This window comes from Actinophytocola oryzae, assembly GCF_004364325.1.
In the GTDB taxonomy this organism is placed as follows: domain Bacteria; phylum Actinomycetota; class Actinomycetes; order Mycobacteriales; family Pseudonocardiaceae; genus Actinophytocola; species Actinophytocola oryzae.
In genome coordinates, this window is sequence record NZ_SOCP01000005.1 from 211,226 (window position 1) to 224,113 (window position 12,888).

12 protein-coding genes are annotated in these 12,888 nt (G+C 69.1%); 6 read left to right on the forward strand and 6 right to left on the reverse strand.

Translation table 11 applies throughout. The features are described 5' to 3' along the window. Window positions 1-11: 11 nt before the first annotated feature. The 3 genes from CLV71_RS15605 to CLV71_RS15615 are packed head-to-tail and all read right to left on the reverse strand — an operon-like array spanning window position 12 to window position 4,323. Entirely contained in the window at window positions 12-737 is a 726-nt protein-coding gene (locus CLV71_RS15605) for an SDR family oxidoreductase (protein WP_133903476.1), read from the reverse strand. Next, a complete protein-coding gene (locus CLV71_RS15610; protein WP_133903477.1) occupies window positions 734-2,596 on the reverse strand; it encodes an ABC transporter ATP-binding protein in 1,863 nt (620 codons plus the stop codon). Before CLV71_RS15610 ends, CLV71_RS15605 begins: the two co-directional genes overlap by 4 nt. Continuing rightward, window positions 2,593-4,323, reverse strand: coding sequence for an ABC transporter ATP-binding protein (locus tag CLV71_RS15615; protein WP_133903478.1), 1,731 nt, complete (start codon window positions 4,321-4,323; stop codon window positions 2,593-2,595). The genes CLV71_RS15610 and CLV71_RS15615 overlap by 4 nt, the downstream gene beginning before the upstream one ends. 90 nt (window positions 4,324-4,413) lie before the next feature. Between CLV71_RS15615 and CLV71_RS15620 the strand changes: the two genes are divergently transcribed. Beyond that, window positions 4,414-5,007, forward strand: a complete 594-nt coding sequence (locus CLV71_RS15620; RefSeq protein WP_133903479.1) for a TetR/AcrR family transcriptional regulator — start codon at window positions 4,414-4,416, stop codon at window positions 5,005-5,007. Window positions 5,008-5,023: 16 nt separating this feature from the next. On the opposite strand, the gene CLV71_RS15625 is transcribed toward CLV71_RS15620, so the two are convergent. The 3 genes from CLV71_RS15625 to CLV71_RS15635 form a co-directional block, all read right to left on the reverse strand. Next, entirely contained in the window at window positions 5,024-6,118 is a 1,095-nt protein-coding gene (locus tag CLV71_RS15625) for an L-histidine N(alpha)-methyltransferase (protein WP_133903480.1), read from the reverse strand. Window positions 6,119-6,286: 168 nt separating this feature from the next. Beyond that, entirely contained in the window at window positions 6,287-7,933 is a 1,647-nt protein-coding gene (mctP, locus tag CLV71_RS15630; protein WP_133903481.1) for a monocarboxylate uptake permease MctP, read from the reverse strand. Then, window positions 7,933-8,214, reverse strand: coding sequence for a DUF3311 domain-containing protein (locus tag CLV71_RS15635; protein ID WP_133903482.1), 282 nt, complete (start codon window positions 8,212-8,214; stop codon window positions 7,933-7,935). Before CLV71_RS15635 ends, mctP begins: the two co-directional genes overlap by 1 nt. A 542-nt stretch (window positions 8,215-8,756) precedes the next feature. On the opposite strand from CLV71_RS15635, the gene CLV71_RS15640 reads away from it, so the two are divergent. Genes CLV71_RS15640 through CLV71_RS15660 form a run of 5 tightly spaced genes read left to right on the forward strand, consistent with a single transcriptional unit; the run spans window position 8,757 to window position 12,883 of the window. Continuing rightward, a complete protein-coding gene (locus CLV71_RS15640; RefSeq protein WP_208297579.1) occupies window positions 8,757-10,274 on the forward strand; it encodes an ATP-binding protein in 1,518 nt (505 codons plus the stop codon). Next, window positions 10,271-10,675: a roadblock/LC7 domain-containing protein gene (locus CLV71_RS15645; RefSeq protein WP_133903483.1), complete on the forward strand. Its 405-nt coding sequence runs from the start codon at window positions 10,271-10,273 to the stop codon at window positions 10,673-10,675. The genes CLV71_RS15640 and CLV71_RS15645 overlap by 4 nt, the downstream gene beginning before the upstream one ends. Before the next feature lie 6 nt (window positions 10,676-10,681). Further along, complete coding sequence (locus tag CLV71_RS15650) at window positions 10,682-11,023, forward strand: DUF742 domain-containing protein (RefSeq protein ID WP_133903484.1); 342 nt, start codon at window positions 10,682-10,684, stop codon at window positions 11,021-11,023. Beyond that, entirely contained in the window at window positions 11,004-11,639 is a 636-nt protein-coding gene (locus CLV71_RS15655; RefSeq protein WP_133903485.1) for a GTP-binding protein, read from the forward strand. The genes CLV71_RS15650 and CLV71_RS15655 overlap by 20 nt, the downstream gene beginning before the upstream one ends. Then, a complete protein-coding gene (locus tag CLV71_RS15660) occupies window positions 11,639-12,883 on the forward strand; it encodes a cytochrome P450 (RefSeq protein WP_133903486.1) in 1,245 nt (414 codons plus the stop codon). The genes CLV71_RS15655 and CLV71_RS15660 overlap by 1 nt, the downstream gene beginning before the upstream one ends. The last annotated feature ends 5 nt before the right edge of the window (window positions 12,884-12,888 follow it).

Consider the following 12,888-nt stretch of genomic DNA (forward strand, 5'->3'; position numbering starts at 1 on the left):
GCACGGGAGCGTCAGCGCGCGATGGTATGACCGCCGTTGACCGGGAAGTACTGCCCGGTGATGAAGCCCGCCTCGCCCGAGGCGAGGAACGCGACCGTCTCCGCCACGTCCTGCGGCGTGCCCAGCCGCGCCAACGGCACCTCCGAGGCGTACGCCGCCCGTTCGGCCGGGGTCGCGTCCGCGTGGCGTTCCACCGGGATCCAGCCCGGTGCGACCACGTTCACCGTGATGTTGGCCGGGCCCAGCTCACGGGCCCACGTGCGGGTCAGCGCCAGCTGGGCGGCCTTGGCGGCGGAGTAGGCGGACCAGCCGGGCAGCGCCCGGTCCGGCATGTCCGAGCCGATGTTGACGATCCGGCCGCCGCCGATGGCAGTCATGCCCGGTACGACGGCCCGAGCCAGCAGGGTGGGGCTCTTGACGAAGAACTCCAACTGGTCGAGGTGCGTGCGCCAGGTCAGGTCGGCGAGCGCCACGACCGGCTGTGGACCGGTCGCGTTGGCCACCAGGCAGCCGACCGGGCCGAGCCGGTCCGACGCGGACGCCACGATCGAGGTCACGGCGTCCTCGTCGGTCACGTCGCCCGGCACGGCAACGCCACCGCACGAGGACGCCACCCTGTCGGCCGACTCGGCGTCCAGGTCGTTGACCGCCACCGACCAGCCGTGCGCGGCCAGGGTGGCGGCGATCGCCGCACCCAGGCCGCGTCCGGCTCCGGTGACGAGGGCCGTGCCGGTCATTCCACCGGCGCGGCGAACTGCGCGGAGTACAGGCGGTGGTAGGCACCGCGCTGTTCGAGCAGCTGCTCGTGGTTGCCCTGCTCCACGATGCGGCCCGACTCCATGACCAGGATCAGGTCGGCGTCGCGGATCGTGGAGAGCCGGTGGGCGATCACGAAGCTGGTCCTCGACGAGCGCAGCGCCGCCATCGCGTGCTGCACGAGCGACTCCGTGCGGGTGTCGACGGAGCTGGTCGCCTCGTCGAGGATCAGCAGCGACGGGCTCGCCAGGAACGCGCGTGCGATGGTCAGCAGCTGCTTCTCACCGGCGGAGACGTTCGAGGCCTCCTCGTCGATGACCGTGTCGTAGCCGTCCGGCAGGGTGCGGACGAAGCGGTCGACGTAGGTCGCCTGCGCGGCCGCGACGATCTCCTCCTCCGTGGCACCCGGCTTGCCGTACGCCAGGTTGTCGCGGATGGTCCCGCCGAACAGCCAGGTGTCCTGCAGCACCATGCCGATCTGGGAACGCAGGTCCTCCCGCTTCAACGCCGTGATGTCCACGCCGTCGAGGGTGATCCGGCCGGCGTCCAGCTCGTAGAACCTCAGGATCAGGTTCACGAGCGTGGTCTTGCCTGCGCCGGTCGGCCCCACGATCGCCACCGTCTGGCCGGGTTCGGCCACCAGCGACAGGTTCTCGATCAGCGGCTGCTCGGCGCGGTAGGAGAACGACACGTCCTCGAACTCGACGCGGCCCCTGCGCTCGGCGGGCAGCGAGGCGTCGGCCGGGTCCGGCTCCTGCTCCTCCGCGTCGAGCAGCTCGAACACGCGCTCCGCCGACGCCACCCCGGACTGCAGCAGGTTCGCCATGGACGCGACCTGCGTCAGCGGCTGGGTGAACTGCCTCGAGTACTGGATGAAGGCGGTGACCTCGCCGAGGGTCATGGTCCCCGACGTGATCCGCAGGCCGCCGACCACCGCGATGAGCACGTAGCTGATGTTCGACAGGAACATCATCGACGGCATGATCAGGCCGGACACGAACTGCGCGCCGGACGAGGCCTGGTACAGCTCCTCGTTGCGCTTGCGGAACTCCTCCTCCGACTCCTTCTGACGCCCGAACACCTTCACCAGCTGGTGCCCGGTGAACGACTCCTCGATGTGCGCGTTGAGCTGGCCGGTGTGCTTCCACTGCGCGATGAACTGCTTCTGCGCCCGCTTGCCGATCACCCGCGTCAGGTACACCGACACCGGTATGACCAGCAACGCGATCAGCGCCAGCAGCGGCGAGATCGTGAACATCATGACCAGCACGCCGATCACCGTGAGCACGGAGATCATCAGCTGGCTCATGGTCTGCTGCAGCGTGGTCGAGATGTTGTCGATGTCGTTGGTGACGCGGGAGAGCAGCTCGCCGCGGGGCTGGCCGTCGAAGTACCGCAGCGGCAGCCGGTGCAGCTTGGCCTCGACGTCCTCGCGCAGCGTGTAGATCACGCGCTGCACGACGGTGTTGAGCAGCCTGCCCTGCGCGAAGCTGAACAGCGATGACGTCAGGTACAGCCCGAGCACCCACGAGAGCACCGTGGCGAGTGCGCCGAAGTCGATGCCGGCGTCGGGGAGGCCGCGGTAGCGGCCGATGACGCCGTCGAAGATGATGTCGGTCGCGTGCCCGAGGACCTTCGGTCCGGCCACGTTGAAGCCGACGGCCACCACACCGAGCGTCACGACGAGCGCGATGCTGGCGCGTTCCGGCCGCAGCCTCCTGAGGAGCCGTTTCGCGGACGTGCCGAAGTCGTCGGCCTTGCTGACGGGCCCCTGCATGCCGGGGAAGCCACGCCCGATCGGACCGGGCGGCGGCCTGCGGGTGGCGGTTGGTGTACTCATGCGACCTGCTCCGGGGTGAGCTGGGACTCGACGATCTCGACGTAGGTTGGACACGTGTCCATCAGTTCGCGGTGCGTGCCCGCGCCGACGACCTCGCCGTTCTCCAGCACCACGATCTGGTCGGCGTCGAGGATCGTGGACACGCGCTGGGCCACCACGAGCACCGCGGAGTGCTGGGTGTGCGGCCGGAGCGCGGCACGCAGCGCCGCGTCGGTCGCGAGGTCCAGCGCGGAGAACGCGTCGTCGAACAGGTAGATCTCCGGCTTGCGGACCAGTGCCCGCGCGATCGCGAGCCGCTGCCGCTGGCCGCCGGACACGTTCGTGCCGCCCTGCGCGATGGTGGCGTCCAGCCCGCCCATCTCGGTCACGAAGTCCTTGCCCTGCGCGATCGTCAACGCCTCCCACAGCTCCTCGTCGGTGGCGTCGCCCTTGCCGTACTGGAGGTTGGACCGGACGGTGCCGGTGAACAGGTACGCCTGCTGGGGCACGAGCCCGATCCTGGACCGCATGACGTCGGGGTCGAGCGTGCGCACGTCGGTGCCGTTGATCCGGACCTCGCCGCCGGTCACGTCGATGAGCCGGGGGATCAGCGAGACCAGTGTGGTCTTGCCGGCCCCGGTGCTGCCGATGATCGCCGTGGTCCTGCCGGCCTCCGCGCGGAAGGAGATGTCGCGGAGCACGGGGTCGGCCGCGCCGGGGTAGCGGAACTCGACGCCGGCGAACTCGACCTCGGCCCGCGTCGGCAGCTCGACGACCGGGCTCTCGGGGTCCCTGACCGACGAGTCGGTGTCCAGCACCTCCATGATCCGCTCGGCACAGACGGCAGCGCGCGGGATCATGATCGAGATGAAGGTGGCCATCATGACCGACATCAGGATCTGCAGCAGGTAGGACAGGAACGCGGTGAGCGCGCCGACCTGCATCTCACCGTCGTCGACGCGGTGGGCCCCGAACCACAGGACCGCGACGCTCGACACGTTGAGGATCAGCATCACCGTCGGGAACATCATCGCCTGCAGCCTGCCGACCCGCACCGCGGTGTCGGTGAGCCGCTCGTTGGCGTCGGCGAACCGGGTGGTCTCCGCCTTCTCCCTGACGAACGCGCGGACCACGCGGATGCCGGTCAGCTGCTCGCGCAGGACCCGGTTGACCTGGTCGATGCGGTCCTGCATGAGCCGGAACTGCGGCACCATCCGCGACACGATGAGGCCGATGCAGATGATCAGCGCCGGCACGCACACCACGAGCAGCCAGGACAGGCCGATGTCCTCGCGGAGCGCCATGATCACGCCGGCCACGCACATGATCGGCGCGGTGACGAACATCGTGGCCATCATGACGACCAGCATCTGGACCTGCTGGACGTCGTTGGTGGTGCGGGTGATCAGCGACGGTGCGCCAAAGGTGGCGACCTCGCGGGCGGAGAACTGGCCGACGCGGTGGAAGATGCCGGACCGGACGTCCCGCCCGAAGGCCATTGCCGTGCGGGCGCCGAAGCGCACGGCGACGACCGAGCAGACGATCTGCACCAGCGAGACGGCCAGCATCCAGCCGCCGGTCGACAGGATGTAGCCGTTGTCCCCGCGCGCGACACCGTTGTCGATGATGTCCGCGTTGAGACTCGGCAGGTAGAGGGACGCGATCGTGCCGACGAGCTGCAGCGCGAGGATGGCCGTCAGCTCCTTGCGGTACGGCCGCAGGTAGAACACCAGCAAGCGGTTCAGCAACGTTCCCCCCTGGGAAGAAACGACCCGTGTCTAATATTGTGCCAAGGTAGACCACCCACGTAAGAAACGCAACGTATCTTAGGGAGCAGGGTGACCGAGACCAAGACGCGGCGCCGCGGCGCCGAGCTTGAGCGAGCCATCCTGGACGCCACGTGGGAGCAGCTCAGCGAGGTGGGCTACACAGCTCTAACCATAGAGGCGGTGGCAAAACGGGCGGGGACCAGCAAACCCGTCATTTACCGCAGATGGGCGAGCCGAGCGGAGCTGGTCATCGCCGCCTGGGCCGACCGGATCCCGATTGACCCCGCAATACCCGATTTGGGTTCACTACGAGCCGACCTGGTGTGGTTGTTCGACCGGATCGCCCGTCGCGTGAACGGCATGATGAGCGAGACCATCGCGGGCGTCATGGGCGAGGCGTTCCGCCATCCCGAGGTCGTCGACTTCCTCCGCAACCGGCTGGAGACCAGGCCGATGCACCAGTCGTTGTCCACGATCGTGGACAACGCGGTCGCCAGGGGCGAGATGCGGCCGGTCCCCCTCACCCGGCGCGTGTTGCGCATGCCGGTGGACCTGATCCGCTCCGAGGCCATGTTCAGCCGGGAGGGCATCCCCACCGTCGCCGTCGAGGCCATCGTGGACGAGATCTACATCCCGCTCCTGAAGGGCCTCGCCGTCGACTGACTCCCCGGCGACCGTGTCACTCGGGTCGTTCGAGCATGAGCAGCGCGAGCCCGAACGGTCCGCTGGTCCTGGTGCACTTGTCGCCGACGATGGACAGGTCCGCGCCCGCCACCAGCTCCGCGAGGCCCAGTGCCGAGTACTTGCGCGACAGACCCACCCGGACGGTGTCGTCGAGAGCGAAGCGGGTCGTGGCGCCGTTCGGCAGGGTCAGGACCGTGTCCTCGTCGGCCCGGTGGAGTGTCTTGACCACCAGTGCCCGGTCGGACTCCACCCCGCCGGTGAACTCCACGTCGTCCCAGCCGGGGTGCAGGTCGGTGTGGTGGCGCAGCGCACTGGTGGCGAACTCGCGGAACGCGGGGCTCTGCGCCAGCTCGTCGGCGGCCGGCGCGGCCAGCTGCGGCAGCACGGCCGCGGTCGCCTCGACCTCCAACAGCAGGCGGTCCCCCGGGTTCAGCAGGCAACCGAGCAGCCGCAGCACCTCGACGTCGTTGTCGAAGTGGGCGATCGTGTTGCCCAGCAACGAGAACAGCACGGGGGTCGACCCGAACATCTCGTCGAGCAGGCGGCGCAGCGCCGAGACCGACTCCGTCAACGAGAAGTCCCACGGCAGGGACATCACGCGGTCGGTCGGCAGGCCGACGCGCCGGACGAGACCGCGGATCGCCAGGTGCAGCAGCTCCACGCTCGTGTCGACGGGCAGGTAGCACAGGTCCCGGTTGACGGTCGAGAGGTCGGACAGCACCACGCCGTCCTTGCGGCCGTCACCCGGGCCGAAGCTGACGTAGTGGCACGGCTCTGCCGGAGCGCTGCCACGCACGGCACGCCAGCGTTCGGCGAACGTCTCGACGCTCTGCCGGAATGCCCCGCCGAGGGGGTCCCGGCACACCGACGTCCAGGCCACCGCCGCGTCGTTCCCGGCGTACGCGTGACCGCTGGTGATCCGCTTGCCGTCACCGAACGGGTCGAACGAGCGGCCGAGGTCGCTCGTCAGGCCGATGAACCGGGGCGTCCGGTCGTCGGCACCCAGTTCCAGCCACTCGAGAACCGGCGGCGACGGCACACGTAATACGGGTGTCGGCCCACTTCCGAGCTTGATTTCCCCTACAGCCATCGCAGGTCTCCCCTTCCGCGGATGGCGGACCTTGATATGAAGTCACTGATTCTGCATCTGCACGTGCATCTGCACAAGCCGAGTCGATCACGGATGCGTACAAAATCCAGAAAGCCCTTAACGGGACAGAATTCTGTCCCGTTAAGGGCTTTCTGGAACGATGTCTTGTCAGTGTGCGGCGACAGGCCGCAGGTTCTCGTCGTGCTCGTCGACGTGGTAGTCCTCGCCGGTCGTCTCGTCGGTGCCGTTGGAGACGCTCGTGCGCCGGATCACCAGCGTCACGACCACCGCCACCAGCAGGTTCGCCACCAGGGCGACGAAACCGACGTAGATCTGGACCATCGAGCCCGCGAACGGGTGCCACCCGAAGACACTCAGCTTGTCGAGCGCGAGCGCCGAACCGCCGAAGTGCGCGCGGCCGGTCGCCGGGTTGGGGATGCCGTAGAGCATCACCATGCCCCAGAGCATGCCGACCGCCCAGCCCGCGACCAGCGCCCAGCGGTGCAGCCACCGCGTGTACAGGGCGATCGCGACCGACGGCAGCGTCTGCAGGATGATCACGCCGCCGATCAGCTGCAGGTCGATCGCGTACTGCGGATCGATCACCACGATGAACAGGACGGCGCCGAACTTGACCACCAGCGACGCGACCTTCGCCTGCTTGGCCTCGTCCTTCGGCGTCGCGCCCTTGCGGAAGAACTCCTTGTAGACGTTGCGGGTCCACAGGTTCGCCGCGGCGATCGACATGATCGCGGCGGGCACCAGTGCGCCGATGCCGATCGCGGCGAACGCGATCCCCGCGAACCACGACGGGAACTGCCCGTTGAACAGCTCCGGGATGACCGTGTTGCCGTCCGGGCGGCCGGTGGCGTTGTTGGTGATCGGCTTGGTGCCCGCGGCGATCGCGACGTAGCCGAGCAGCGCGAGCAGGCCGAGCAGCAGCGAGTACGCCGGCAGCGCGGACATGTTGCGCTTCAGCACGTCCCGGCCGCGCGAGGCGAGGACGCCGGTGACCGAGTGCGGGTACAGGAACAACGCGAGCGCCGAACCCAGCGCCAGCGTCGCGTACTGCAGCTGGTTGTTCGAGTTCAGCAGCACGTCGCCGAAGGGCTTGCCCGTCGCCGGGTTCGTCGCCGACAGCTTGTCCTCCGCCGCGCCGAAGATCTCGCTCCACCCGCCGAGCTTGATCGGCAGGTAGATCACGGCGACCAGGATCACCAGGTAGATCAGGATGTCCTTGACGAACGCGATCAGCGCGGGCGCCCGCAGGCCGGACTGGTAGGTGTAGACGGCCAGGATGACGAACGCGATCAGCAGCGGCAGGTGGCCGAGGAAGCCGGAGGCGTTGAAGCCCATCGACCGCAGCACGGCCTCGAGCCCGACCAGCTGCAGCGCGATGTAGGGCATGGTCGCGACGATGCCGGTGACCGCCACGATCAGCGCCAGCAGCGGCGAGCCGTAGCGGCCGCGCACGAAGTCTGCCGGGGTCACGTAGCCGCGGGCCCGCGAGACCGACCACATGCGCAGCACCGGCAGGAACACCAGCGGGTAGGCGACGATGGTGTACGGCAGCGCGTAGAAGCCGACCGCACCCGCGCCGAACAGCAGGGCGGGCACGGCGACGAACGTGTAGGCCGTGTAGAGGTCACCGCCGACGAGGAACCAGGTGATCCAGGAGCCGAACTTGCGCCCCCCGAGGCCCCACTCGTCGAGGTGGTCGAGGTTGTCGGCGGCCTGCCAGCGGGCCGCGACGAAGCCGAGCACGGTGACCAGGCCGAACAGCAGGATGAAGATGATGAGCTCTGTCCACTGCATTACTCGGCGCTCCCCTCGTCGAGGGCGTCCACGTCAGCGGTCTCGCCGCCCGCCCGGGTCGTTGGCGCCTTCCGGGTCATCCGGTAGACGGTGATCGTGGACAGCACGCCGATGATGATCACCGCGAACTGGAACCAGTAGAAGAACGGCATCCCGAACAGTTCCGGCGTCCGACTGTTGTAGAGCGGTGTCAGCAGGACGATGAACGGGATCAGCAGAACCAGGTTCCACGGGTTGAACACCAGCCCGCTGGCCCGGCCGCCTGGCTTGTCTGACGACATAGCAGCCCTACCTCGTTGTTTGGCGTGACCGACGCTTGTCTGACGTGATCGAGGGACAGTGCCGGATACGATAGATCCGATGATCACCCCGGGCCAGGATGCGTGTCCGCAGTGTTATCAAGCGTGGACACGCCCGGCCGGTCCCGCGGCACTCCGGAACGCGATCCGGGGCGCATGGCGGGACAGGGCGAAATGCCTGGTCCCCCCACCGTCGCGTGATCGACCCGCGCCACGCGTGAGCAATGACACCACTGTCGTTCCCGACACGGCGAAACGCTGGGCCAAGCGGTTGATCACGTTGTGCGCCGGCAGCCGTCCACCGGTACAGCCGTGCGGCAGCAGCACTTATGGGCCGTACGCCCCGAATACGGGTAACGGGCATTTTCCGTCATGGGCCGAAAATCCATCGATCTGGTGAACAGCGCAGCTTGACGGTATGGGATAACCTCGTACCTCGCTGCTTACGGCGTACTGCGGTGGGTGACGTGGCACCGCTGTGGGTGAGCAGCGCGGTCCCCCCGAATCTCGACCATAAGGTGATCATGACAGCCTCATCGTCCGTGTCGTCATCGCCACGGCACTCGGGCCCCTGGACCTGTATCGCCGGTGTCACTGGTTACGTCGCGGTCTCCCCGCTCATCTTCCACGAGCTCGGCTCGCCGGTCTGGATCGTGGCGTGGCTCGTGGTCGGCGCCATCGCCATCGCCGTCGTCGCGGCCGGGGCGTACCGGACCACGCGCGCCGGACGCGAGCACCTCGACGAGCTGGCTCGGCTCGACGACGAGAACCACAACCTCGCCGCGCTCGCCGAGGCCAGGCACGTCGCGCTGGAAAGCCTTGTGGAACACCAACTCCCGGCCCTGGTCAACGGCACGGTGCCGCCCCCGCTCCCCGACCTCGCCGGCGACGACATCGCCGCGCACCTCGCGGGCCAGGCCGCCGTGTACCTCGGCCGTCTGCGCGAGGACCAGATGGCCCGTCAGGACGCCGTGTCCGCCGCCGTCGTCTCACTGGGCCGCAAGGTCCAGGCCTCCGCGCACCGCATCCAGGAGGAGGCGGCGCGGATGGTGGTGCACCACCCCACCGACCCGGACATCCTCCACAGCAGCATGCGTGTCGACCACGCCGCCGCCCAGCAGGCCCGCAACGCGCAGACCCTGGCCGCGCTCTGCGGCGAGTGGCCTGGCCAGCAGTGGCACGACGCCCTGCCGATCGGCGACGTCGTGCGTGGCGCCGCGGGCCGCATCACCGCCTTCCAGCGCGTCGAGGTCTCCGGGGACCCGGCCGTCGCCGTGTCCGCGCGCGTCGTCGAGCCGCTGATCCACCTCGTCGCCGAGCTGCTCGCCAACGCCACCCAGTCGTCCCCGCCGACCACGCAGGTGCTCGTCACCCTGCGGCAGGTCCAGCGCGGCGCGGTCATCGAGATCGACGACGGCGGGGTCGGCCTCGACGACAAGCGCCTGGAGCAGGTGCGTGAGATCGCGTCCGGCCACCGGCCGGTCGGCATCTCCGACCTCGGCGAGATCCCGCAGACCGGCTTACCCGTGGTCGGCGCGTACGTCCGACGGCACGGCTTCCGCGTCGACATCACCGAGTCCGTCTACGGCGGCCTGCGTGCGATCGTGCTCGTGCCGACCGAGCTGACCGAGGCCCTCGCCCCCTCCGGCATGGTCGCACCGGGCGCCCACGCGCTCGCCCGCCGCCCGGAGCGGCACGCCCTCGCCGCGCCCGCCCCCAGGGAGCCGGAGGACTGGGAACTGGAGACGCAGAGCGGCCAGGTCAACGTGGAGGACGCACTGCCGCCGCTCGCCCCCACCGGCGACGACGACCTCCCCGCGCTCCCCCGCCGCCGCTCCCGCAGGGGCCACACGGTGCCCCGGCCGCAGCCGGCCGTGGACTGGCCCGCGGAGCGCGACGTCGAGGAGGACCCCGAGCAGGCGGGCCAGTGGATGAACGCGTTCCTGTCCGGCACGGCGTCCACCAACGGCCAGGAACACCACAGCGACCCGGACTACCCGGTCTACAGGACAGACACAGAAAACTCGGAGGACCCCAGATGAGCACCGGTGGCACCCATCCCGTCGACAACAGCTGGATGCTGGAGTTGATCAGGGCGGTGCGGGGCGTTCGCCACGTCGTCGTGCTCACCTCCGACGGGCTGCTGAAGGTCAGAACCGACCACACCCCGCAGGACACCGCGGACAAGCTGGCGGCCGCGTGTGCCGGGCTCTCCGCGCTCGGCCAGGGGATCAGCAAGGAGTTCGGCACCGGAGTCGGGTCCAAGCAGGTCATGGTGGAGTTCGACGGCGGCTACCTGTTCGTGCGCGGTGCGGGCGACGGCTCGCGGCTCGCGGTGGTCACCGAGTCCGTCATCGACCCGGCGCTCATCGCGCAGCAGATGCAGGCCCAGGTGCTCATGATCGGCGAGCGGACGCTCTCGACCCCGACACGCACTGGCTAGAGGCCTATGGACTACAACGACCACCCCGTGCGGCCCTACGTCCTGACCTCGGGCCGCGCGCACCCGTCACGGAACACGATCAGACCCGAGACCCTGCTGGTGGTGGACCCGGACGCGCCACGTCCGATCGCGCCGACGAGCCAGCAGAAGGCACTGCTCGAGATGTGCGGCGGCATGCTCTCGCTCGCCGAGGCCGCCGCACACCTTCGCCTGCCGGTGAGCCTCGTGGTCGTGATCGCGTCGGACCTGGTCGACAGCGGGCACCTGCAGATCCGCTCCGCGCCACGCCACACCCCGCCACCAGCTGAACTTCTGGAGAAGGTGCTTGATGGCCTCCGCAAACTCTGACTGGGCCGATGACTCGGCCGACGACGATGCCGGGCGCTATGTGGCGTCCACCGTCGCCCAGTCGGTGAAGATCCTCGTCGTCGGCGCGTTCGGGGTCGGCAAGACGACGCTCATCGGGGCGGTCTCCGAGATCGCGCCCCTGCGCACCGAGGAGACGATGACCTCGGCGAGCGTCGGCATCGACTCGCTCATGGGCCTCGACGACAAGGCGACCACGACGGTCGCGATGGACTTCGGCAGGATCACGGTGAGCTCCGAGGTCGTGCTGTACCTGTTCGGCACCCCGGGCCAGCGCAGGTTCTGGGACCTCTGGGAGGGCCTGTCCGACGGCGCGGTCGGCGCGCTCGTGCTGATCGACAGCCGCAGGCTCGAGGACAGCTTCGAGGTCTTCGACCAGCTGGAGACCCGCACCGGCATGCCGTTCGCCGTGGCCGTCAACGGTTTCCCCGACGCGCCCCGCTACGACACCGAGCGGCTGCGCGAGGCACTGGACCTGTTGCCGGACACCCCGATCGTGCAGTGCGACGCCCGCGACAAGGAGTCGTCGGCACAGGCGTTGATCAAGCTCGTCGAACACGCGCTCCATCACCCGACACCGCAGAAGGCGCTCACCTGATGCCATCCGCAACCCGCAGGCACCGCCAGAGACTGGCCGACATGACCGGCCTGCAGAACCTGGCGACGACCACCACCACGACCGACCCGCAGGGCGCCTACCGCGACCTGCAGGAGCGGTGGGGTGTCGTGGCACCCGTCGAGCTGGAGCCGGGCATCCACGCCTGGCTCGTCATGGGGCACCACGAGATCTGCCAGGTGGTGCGCAACGAGCAGCTGTTCTCCCGCGACCCCAACAACTGGCGGTTGTTCTCCGAGGGTGTCGTCGCGGCGGACTCCGGTCTCGGACCCATGATGTTCCCGCGCGACAACGCCTACTTCGCCGACGGCGAGAAGCACCGGCGGCTGCGCGGGCCCATCGACGACGGCCTGGAGAGCCTCGACGAGCACCGCATGGCCCGGTTCATCCGCGCCACGTGCGTCGACCTCCTGCGGGAGTTCGAGTCCCAGGGCAAGGCCGACCTCGTCGCCGACTACGCCGCGGTCGTGCCGATGCTGACGGTGGCGGGCTTCTTCGGCATCGGCCGCGAGCAGGGCCACGAGCTGCGGGCCGCGCTGATCGCGTTGTTCAGCTCCGCGGAGGACTCACAGCCCGCCGCGCACCAGCTCGAGCGCATCCTGTCCGGCGTGATGACCGCGCGGCGCAACGCGCCGACGGACGACCTGACGACCGCGTTCCTGCGGCACGCCAACCTGCGCAACGACTTCGAGATCCAGCAGTCGATCGTGCTCATGATCTCCGCGGGCTACGAGACGACGACCACGTGGATCGCCCAGACACTGCGGCTGATGCTGACCGACAGCCGGTTCGCGGGCCGGATGCGTGGTGGGCGCCTCGGCATCGACGACGCGCTGGACGAGGTCCTGTGGCGTGACCCGCCGATGTCCAACATGCCCGCCCGCTACGCACTCGTGGACTGCGAGCTGGGTGGCGCGCACGTGCAGCGCGGCGACGCCATCATCCTGGGGCTGTCCTCGGCGAACAACGATCCCCGTGTCCACACCGACGACGCGTGGCTGGAGGTCGGCAACCGGTCGCACCTGGCGTGGAGTGCAGGCCCGCACGCCTGTCCCGCACAGCGGCCGGGTCGCATGATCACACGGATAGCGGTCGACACCGCACTGCACCGGTTACATGATGTGACGTTGGCGATCCCGGCCGACGATGTGATGCTGCTGCCCTCCCCCTGGACGCGGTGCCCGGCCAGTCTGCCGGTTCGCTTCACACCGCCACTTCCTTCCTAGGCGCA